Raw genomic sequence first — 8,314 nt, forward strand, 5'->3', positions numbered from 1 at the left:
TCACCCGCCAACGTCCTGGGTCACGCCACTAGTCCACATCGAGTGCCTCCGCCAGTTGCAGGCGGCCGGACACGCCCAGCTTCCGGTAGGTCCCGGACAAAAGACCCTCCACGGCGTCCGCGGGCATCAGCAACGTCGAGGCGATCTCCTCATTGGACCGTCCACGTGCGGCCAGAGCTGCCACCTGGTGCTCGGTCGGGGTGAGCGCGGTCGGGCCGGTCTGGCGCATCCGCCGGGGCCCGGAGCCCGTCGCGACCAGTTCGGAGTACGCCCGCGCGGCCATCGCGGACGAACCGCACTTCTGGGCCAGGTCCAAGGCGTCGCGGAGACATGCGCGCGCACCGGACGTGTCGCCCTGACGGCGTGACACCACACCGAGGTCGACCAACGCGCGCGCGAGTTCCAGACGAGCGGGGGAGCCGCGCAGCACCCGCACGGCCTCTTCGAGCAACGTCCGGCCGAGCGCGCCTGCGGTTACCCGGCCTTCCGCGCGCAACGCCATGCCCAACGCGCGCGGTGCGCCCCACGCGCGTGCGAGTTCGACTTCTTCGTGGGCGAAGTTGCGCGCGCGTTCGCCGTCGCCCATCGCCGCGCAGGCCAGAGCGGCGCCGGAACGCCAGGCCAGGGCAGCGGGATTGCGGTACGGCCAGGCTTCGCAGTGGCGTCCAGCGGCCAGGAACGCCTCCAACGCCTCGTGATCGTCGCCGCGCGCGGTGAGCATGCGTCCGCGAATGGTCAGCAGACCGCCGAACGACCACACACGCCGAGCTTCGTCCGTCGAGGCTTCGGAGATCAAGGCGGCGGCTTCGTCCAGGCGGCTCTCTTCGAGCAGGATGTCGGCGAGCAGCGCGGCGTGCCACGTGGAGACCGCGAGCCAACGCCGGTCCTGGCGCAGGTGATCACCGGCCAGGGTCAGGTCGGCGCGCGCGGAGGCGAGATCTCCCTTGCGGCGCTGGATGTTCGCCCGCATCACGTACGTCAGCGCGTGCAACGCCGGTGCTCGGGTGCGGTCCACGTCGTCGAGCACGGTCAGCGCGGAGTCCAGGGCATCAGCGAGGTTCAGGATCATCGCGGACGTCAGTGCGGACATCGTCGTCGACGTGGAGATCAGTGGCACGGCCTCGGCAGCGCTGATGTCCCCGACCATCACGTGATGCAGCACCCCGGCGGGAGTGTCCAGCGAAACCGACGCGGGAACGGCTTCCTGCCATGCCAGTCCGTGCACCGCGAGATGCGCCTGCCCCCAAGGAGAACTGTCCGCGAGCACCGCGGTCAGCTCGGTGGGCTTTCCCTCGGCGTGCAGGGCGTAGGACAACGCCACCGCGGACTCGACATCGTCCACATCGGACTGAAATGCCTCGCGCAACCGTGCCGTGGCGCCGGGAAGGTTGCCGACCAGCTCGGCCACACCCAGCAAGCGCAACGCACGCGCCGGATTCGCCACCGGTTCGCGCAACGCCCGCCACAACAACCGCGCGGCAGCTGAGGTGTCGCCTCGGTTCACGGCCTCCTGCGCAGCCCGGTCCAGCACCTCGCCCGCCCACGGCTCCAGCCCCGGCGACGTCTCCAGCAGGTGCTCGGCCACCACGCGGTCGGAAGCGCCGTGCGTGCGCAACGCGCGCGCGGCCCGGAGATGCAAGGCAGCCCGCGCGGGTGCGGGCATGTCGTCGAGAACCGCCGGCCCGGCCACGCCGAGCAGCTCGACCGTGCGCACGGCCTCGGCCAGCTCGACCGGGCTCAACTGGGACAGTTCGGCCAGCACGCCGGGATGCGGCGACGGCCCCAGCGCGGCCAACGCATGCGCCGCGGCCACGACAGCGGCCGGGCGACGGCGCAACCGGGCCGCCACGACCTCGCCGGAAACCTCCGCACCCCGTTGCGCCACTCGCCACGCGGCCTCTGCGGTCGGCGGCACCCCGTCCTCCGCCAGCGCCTGCACGAGCCGCGTCACGGTCAGCGGGTTGCCGCCGGTCGCGTCCAGGCAGGCAGCGACGAACTCGGGCGCGGGTGCCGGAGAGATCAACGCGGCGATGTCGTCCAAAGCCAGGTTGTCCAACGTGATGCGGCGGCACGCGGCGAGGATCTCGCCATAAGAAGGATCGTCACACCGCTCGCCGACACCCACGGCAAGCACGAGAGAGATGGGCAGCCGTTGGATGCGCAGAGCCAGGTAGGCGAGCCAGCGCAGTGACGCGGCATCAGCCCAATGCGCGTCGTCCACCACCACGAGCAAGCCGGCAGTGCCAGCCAGGGTCGCCGCAAGCCGGTACACACCGTGCAGCACACCGAAATCGGCCGAAACAGCGGTCAGCTGCAACGCCCCGAGAGCCTCGACCGGCACGAGTCCGGGGTCGACCAGGTCGAAGAGCTGGGCCACGATCCCGAACGGCAGCTCGCTTTCCAACGCACTTCCGCGTGCCCGCACGACGTGGCGGCCCGACGTTTCCCAGCGCGCGGCGAGATCGTCGAGCGCCGCGGTCTTGCCCGTACCCGGCGCGCCTTCCACGACGGTGGTCGTGCCGGGCGTCACCTGGTCGCTGATTCCGGCACACCACGCTTTCAGCCGGTTTTCCAAGATCTCTCCACAATCCGCGGGTGAATGGATCAGCGGAATTGATGCTAGGAGAAACAGCTCCACTTGCCCAGGTAAAGGTTCTTGCGCTATGGGCGTCTCAACAGGGTTGCTGCCCGTATGATCCGCCGGGCAACTACTCGAATGGGTAGCGGCAGCCGGCAGGCGACCTCACCTGGTCATCCGGACGGCCTAGGGGTGCTGCCTCAGGGCTGGTCGGCACGAGGGTCGTTGTGGTAAAGCAGCGCTTGTTCACAGTGCTAGTTCTCTGCCGCCGCGGAGCGAAAGGAAAAATGGGTGTCGGGGAATCGGGACGGGGTGTTCCGCGGCCGTGAGGGAGAACGCGAGCTCCTGAACGGTGTGCTGGACGCGGGGACCGGAGTCGTGTTGGTCGACGGCGCGGCGGGAACCGGCAAGACCCGGTTGCTGGCCGAAGTCGCCGCACTCGCCGCACATCGCGGTTTCGAAGTCGCCACGGCTCAGGACGAACTGGATCAGCCGTTCTTGCTGGCCCGCTTGGCTGAACGGCGACCGCAGAGTCCGACGCTCGTGGTGCTCGACGATCTCCACCTGGCCGAGCCGGGCACCCTGGCCGCGTTGCGCGCATTACTACCCGCCTCCACCCACGAAAAGGTGGTCTGGCTGCTCGCCCGACGTTGCGGGGAGGGCGCGGACCGTCTGTTCGCCGCTGCTGCCGTGCGGGGTGCCGTGCGGGTCGAGCTTCGTCCGCTGGCGGACAACGCGATCACCGAGCTGGTCGCCGATCTCGCCGGCGGAATTCCTGATCAGGATCTTCGCGCGCTGGCGTCGACCGCGCAGGGAAATCCCGCGGCGTTGAACAGTCTTTTCAAGGCGCTCAGCGAAGACGGTCAGGTCGAGATTCGCGGTGAGCACGCGTCGTTGCGCGGTGATCGCTCGCCGCGGCAGACCGAGTCGTTGCTCCGCGAGCGCGTGAGTTCGTTGAGCGGCAAAGCACGACACCTGCTGCAGGTCGCGTCGGTGCTCGGGCCGCGGTTCGAACCCGGTGACGTCGCGGAGATGCTGGCGTCGAGCACCGCGATCCTGTTGCCGGCGCTGGACGAGGTCATCAGCGCGGGCGTCGTGACGTCACTGGAGGACCGGCTGGCGTTCCGGCACGAGCTGCTCTGGCGGCTGGTCGCCGACTCCGTGCCCCCACCCGTGCGACGCGCGCTGCACCGCGAGGCCGGCGAAATGCTGCTGGGGCGTGGAGATTCCGCCGTCACAGCCGCTCAGCACCTGCTGCACGGCGCCCAGCGCGGTGACGTGCGGTCGATCGACGGACTCGTCGCGGCAGCGATTGCCGTGCTGTGGAACGCTCCTGACGCCGCCGCCGAACTCGCGGTGCGCGCGTTGGAGCTCACCGACCAGGCCTCGGCCTCGCTGGTGCACCGGACGGTCATCGCGGTCCGCGCGTTGATAGCGGCGGGAAAACTCACGGCGGCGCAAGCGCTCGCGCAGGACGCCTTGTCCCGTCAGGTCTCCCCGGAACCGGCGGCGAAACTGCGGCACTGCGTGGCGACGACGACGTTGCTGGGCGCGCAGCACGCCGAGTCGGTGGAGATCACCGAGGTGCTGCTGGAAGAACCCGACCTGCTGCCGGAACTCGTGCCGTGGGTGGAGATCACCCGGATGATGGCGTTGCTCGGCCACGATCGGCGCCGCGCGGAGGAACTGGCAGAGGCGGTCGTCCGCACGCACACCGGTTCACCGGACGACGTGCTGGCGACAGCGCTGGCGGTGCTGGCGGCGATCGCACGCGACACCGGACAGCCCGGCGCGGCACTGGAACTGGCCCGTGAGGCGGCGCAATCCGTTACCTCGCACGACCTTTGCGCCTATCCGCAGCTGCTGCTGGCCACGATCCTGTCCGGACTGCGGGAGTTCTCGGACGCCGACAGCGTCGTGCGGCGGGCGCGCAGCGGACCGTCGGCAGTGGTCACCAAGGAGCTCATGGTCGCGGTCGTGCAGGCACGGATCCTGTTGCAGGCCGGGCGAATCGAGGAAGCGGCCGTCGAGGCGCGCAGCGCGTTGTCGGTGGCGGAGGAGACCGGCCACAGCGCGCTGGTCGCGCCCGCGCTGGCCGTGCTGGCGATGGTCGCGATCCACACCGGCGATCTCCCGGCGGCGATCGAGCACGTCGAGCGCTACCGGGGCCGGGTGCCGGTCGACGGGATCATCTTCTCGCGCGCCTACTACCAGTGGGCCGACGTCCTCGTCGCCTACGTGGGCCACGGCCTGGACAAGGCCTTGGGGCTGCTGACGGACGAATATCCGGGGCTGGTGACGTCAGGGCTGTTCGCCGAGGAACCTCGTGCGGCCGGGTGGTTCGTGCGACGGGCGTTGGAAGCGAAGGACGAGCGGCTGGCCAAGGCCGTGGTCGACCGGGTGGAACGGCTGTCCGAGGAGAATCCGGGATTCCGCGGGGTGGCGGCGGCCGCGCTGCACGCACGAGGCCTGCTCGACAGCGACGCCTCGTTGCTGGAACTGGCTTCGCAGCAGCACCGCGACCTGTGGGCAAGGGCGAACGCGGCGGAGGACCTCGGCGTGCTGCTCACCGCGTCCACCGACCGTTCGGCATCGGTGAAAGCACTGGAGAACGCGCTCGGCCTCTACCGCGAGATCGGCGCGTCCCGGGACAGTGCGCGGGTGCTGGGGCGGCTGCGCAAGCTCGGCAGGCGCAGACGAGCCGCTCCGGTGCGGCCTGCGTCCGGATGGTCCAGTTTGGACGACACCGAACGGGCGATCGCGAACCTGGTGGCCAAGGGGCAGACGAACCGGCAGATCTCCACGCAGCTGTTCATGTCGCCGCACACGGTGAACTTCCACCTGCGCAAGATCTTCCGGAAACTCGGGATCAGCTCTCGCGTCGAGCTGGTGATGCGCTCCCGGGACGACCAGTGAGCCGTTTCGCCTGACGCCGCAGCTGCAGGATGCGGGCCGCGCCCACGACCGCGACCAGGACCGCGCCACCGATCGCCGCGAACAGCAGCGCGACGCCGAGCGGAAGGCTGGCCTCGCCCCACAGGAAGTAGATGGTCGCGTTGCCGCCGTTCTGCAGGATGAAGACCAGCAGGAAGATCAGCACGACGATCGCGATCAGGATGGCGATCCACGTGCCGCTGATCCGGGTGGGCCGCAGCTTCTTCGGTGCGGCCGCCGGAGGCGTGGTTGCCGGGGGCGTGCTCGGCCGGGCGGTCGGGATCGGCTCGGTGACCGGCGTCTTCGGGGTCTCGTCGCTGGGAGTCGCCACGACCAGAATTATCGGCGACCCCGCGTGATCTCGCGCGCTGGCGAACGGGTGGCTACAGCCGGCGCAGGCCCGACAGAACCCGTTCGAGCAGTGCCATGTTCGGCTTGTCGCCCGGCTCGTGCACGGCGACCAGGTTCAACGTGATCAGGTCGCTCAGCAGCACCCGCGTGACGCCCAGCGGGATCTTCATGAGCGCGGAGATCTCGGCGACCGACCGCGGCTGCAGGCACAGTCGCATCATCGACGCCTGGTCGTTGTTCGCGCGGTACAGCCTGTCCTCGTCCGTCGACAGCAGCGTTTCCAGGCGGAGGTCGTGGCGGGCCGCGGTACGGCCGCCGGTGCGGGCATACGGACGAACGAGAGCGCTGTCCCGCGCGGGGACGTGAGGTGGTTCGTCTTCCTGCATCGGCCACTCCGGTGGCGGTTCCGGCGGGCGTTGGCGCAACGGTTGCTGACGGGGCAGTTGTTGCGTCTCGGCACCGTTCACTTCGTGTGTTCGGTCGTCACGCAGTCGTCTACGGGTCGCCGGGGACCCGAAACGCGCCCCCGTGTAACCGATTTCCGTCGCTTCCTCGTCGTGCACGTGCTCAAGCTATAACGAGATCGGCCAAATGTATGTCGATCACGTTGCCTTTTTGTTCCCCAGATCGAATCTGACCTGGATTGCAGTGCCGGACGACGTCGTTTGGGTGCGCACGAGGTCGGCCAAACGGTTGACCAGCAACAGACCGCGACCGCCTGGATCGTTTGCGTGAACGGGGGTGCGTCCAGCCAGAACATCGGTGATGTGCCCGTTGTCGTTGACTTGGCAAACAATACTTTCACTTTCGGTCCACACCCGGACGGTGCTCTCGCCGCCGCCGTGCCGCACGCTGTTGGTCGCCAGCTCGGTGACCGCGAGGGCGAAGTCGTCCACCCGATCCGGGACGAGCCCGAACTTCACGGCCTGCTCACGCGCGAACGTCCGCACCGCCGCCATCGCTCCGGCGCCAACGGAAGTGCTGGCCGCATCGGCCGGTGTGGACAGTGGCAGCGAGTGCGCGGCGACGACCACCCGTGCGGGGTGGAAGTGGTCGCTTGGGCGGTGGCCGCTCGCGTCGATCACGATCGGGTGCGTCTTCTCGGCGTCGGCCAGCACGTCGTGGTTGAGCGAGGACATGTCGTACGGGCAGAGGATGCTGAGGTCACGGCCGCTGAAGGCGTAGTTGACCAACGCCTCGTGCAGCGCGCACGCGGGATACTCGACGTCGGTGCGGTGGTTCCACACCGGTTCGCTGATGATCCGCACGGCCCCGCGGTGGCGGTCGGCGAACGCGCGGAGCTCCGGGATGATCCGGCCGGGGTTGCGGCCGGTGTCCGTCATGTCGATGAAGGTCACGAGGTGCGCGAACCCGCTCAGCGCTTCCTTGAGCAGCGTCAGGTTCGTGCCGGGGACCGCGATGGCGACCGGCTCGGCGTTGGCCAGGCCTTCCACGACGAACGGGACTGTGCCGTCGATGTAGGACTCCTCGTCGGAGTAGAACAACGCCGGATGTGCGAACGTCATGTGCCACCTCTCGTCAACGTCCCAGGATGCGCACCCGGTGCGTTGCTCAAACCATCATTTCTTGACCCTCACACCGTGTCAGCCCCTACACAGGAGCAGTCATGTTCACCATCGGAGACTTCGCCCATCTGGGGCGTGTGTCGGTGCGGATGCTGCGCCATTACGACGCGGTCGGGTTGCTCCTGCCGGCCCACGTGGACCCGTCGTCCGGCTACCGCTTCTACACCGCCGCACAGCTCCAGCGGCTCAACCGGCTGGTCGCGCTGAAGGATCTCGGTCTGACTCTGGACCAGGTCCGCGTGGTGCTCGACGAGAAGCTTTCCGTCGAGCAACTGCACGGAATGCTTTCGTTGCGGCGTGCCGAGCTGCGACAGCAGATTCTTGCGGACGAGTCGCGGTTGCGCCGAGTTGAAGCACGTCTCCGCGCCATTGAAAGAGAGGGCGCTATGCCTGCCGACGACGTTGTTGTGAAGCCTGTTCCTTCTGCTCGGGTTGCCCGGTTGACCGCTTTGGCTGCTTCTTACGGGCCGGAGGACATCGGTCCGGTCATCCAGCCTTTGTATCCCCAGTTGATGAAGCGTCTCGAACGTGCCGGGGTGCCGATCACGGGGTACGGGATCGCGACCTACGCGCCGGCCGAGGGGGATCAGGTGCTGGTCGAGGCTGGGGTGACGGTGTCGGTTGAGCCGTCTGACGCGTACGACTTCGAGGTTGTGGACCTGCCGGCGTTGGATCAGGCGGCGACCATCGTGCACCGGGGGCCCATGGACGACGTGGATGCCACGTACCAGTCCGTTGCCGCGTGGATCGAGGCGCACGGGTATCGGCAGAACGGGTTCGCGCGTGAGGTGTACCTGAACTACGGCGACGGGGATCCGGCGGACTGGGTGACCGAGCTGCAGTTGGAGATCACTCGGGCGTGACG

General features: G+C 68.7%; 6 protein-coding genes. 2 read left to right on the forward strand and 4 right to left on the reverse strand.

The genetic code is table 11. The features are described 5' to 3' along the window. Positions 1-28: 28 nt before the first annotated feature. The gene (locus tag UK23_RS47175; RefSeq protein ID WP_045318400.1) at positions 29-2,575 is read right to left on the reverse strand and encodes an AAA family ATPase; all 2,547 of its coding nucleotides are present in this window, start codon (positions 2,573-2,575) and stop codon (positions 29-31) included. Between the two features lie 294 nt (positions 2,576-2,869). On the opposite strand from UK23_RS47175, the gene UK23_RS47180 reads away from it, so the two are divergent. Then, entirely contained in the window at positions 2,870-5,494 is a 2,625-nt protein-coding gene (locus UK23_RS47180; protein WP_156213902.1) for a helix-turn-helix transcriptional regulator, read from the forward strand. On the opposite strand, the gene UK23_RS47185 is transcribed toward UK23_RS47180, so the two are convergent. From UK23_RS47185 to UK23_RS47195, 3 genes are all read right to left on the reverse strand, one after another. Beyond that, positions 5,448-5,843, reverse strand: a complete 396-nt coding sequence (locus UK23_RS47185) for a LapA family protein (RefSeq protein ID WP_419503938.1) — start codon at positions 5,841-5,843, stop codon at positions 5,448-5,450. The two genes, UK23_RS47180 and UK23_RS47185, sit on opposite strands and share 47 nt — an antisense overlap. Before the next feature lie 52 nt (positions 5,844-5,895). Further along, a complete protein-coding gene (locus tag UK23_RS47190) occupies positions 5,896-6,249 on the reverse strand; it encodes a DUF742 domain-containing protein (RefSeq protein ID WP_045318405.1) in 354 nt (117 codons plus the stop codon). 216 nt (positions 6,250-6,465) lie between these two features. Further along, entirely contained in the window at positions 6,466-7,389 is a 924-nt protein-coding gene (locus UK23_RS47195; protein WP_045318402.1) for an anti-sigma factor RsbA family regulatory protein, read from the reverse strand. Between the two features lie 101 nt (positions 7,390-7,490). Here UK23_RS47195 and UK23_RS47200 point away from each other — a divergent pair, with 101 nt between their 5' ends. After that, a complete protein-coding gene (locus UK23_RS47200; protein ID WP_045318403.1) occupies positions 7,491-8,312 on the forward strand; it encodes a MerR family transcriptional regulator in 822 nt (273 codons plus the stop codon). Positions 8,313-8,314: the final 2 nt, after the last annotated feature.

Source organism: Lentzea aerocolonigenes (assembly GCF_000955955.1).
GTDB lineage: Bacteria > Actinomycetota > Actinomycetes > Mycobacteriales > Pseudonocardiaceae > Lentzea > Lentzea aerocolonigenes_A.

Bases quoted from the DNA above. Each gene is read 5' to 3' on its own strand.
- UK23_RS47190 (WP_045318405.1), bottom strand. From the start codon at position 6,249: ATGCAGGAAGACGAACCACCTCACGTCCCCGCGCGGGACAGCGCTCTC.
- UK23_RS47195 (WP_045318402.1), bottom strand. From the start codon at position 7,389: ATGACGTTCGCACATCCGGCGTTGTTCTACTCCGACGAGGAGTCCTAC.
- UK23_RS47200 (WP_045318403.1), top strand. From the start codon at position 7,491: ATGTTCACCATCGGAGACTTCGCCCATCTGGGGCGTGTGTCGGTGCGG.